Genomic DNA, 256 nt, shown 5'->3' on the forward strand with positions numbered 1-256 from the left:
ATGTTGCTTGATTTTTACTAATTTCAGTTTAGGTAATTTGATATGACCATCTTGCAATTCGATATTTCCGTTCACTCGATTGGTTGTATAAGACTGTTTTGACTTACGGTTTTTGAACTTTGGAAATTTCGCATTGCCTTCAAAAAAATTCTTATAAGCCTTTTGTAAGTTCATTTGTGCATTTGCTAAAGCTAAAGAATCTACTTCTTTTAGAAATGGAAATTCGTCTTTATATTTAGCTGGTGTCGGGAACTTT

At 31.6% G+C, this 256-nt stretch carries 1 pseudogene; it reads right to left on the minus strand.

From position 1 onward, the window contains the following. Positions 1-256, minus strand: a pseudogene (locus DDE80_RS14950) (RNA-guided endonuclease TnpB family protein); the annotation flags it as partial.

It is taken from the genome of Metalysinibacillus jejuensis (assembly GCF_003057615.1).
GTDB lineage: Bacteria > Bacillota > Bacilli > Bacillales_A > Planococcaceae > Metalysinibacillus > Metalysinibacillus jejuensis.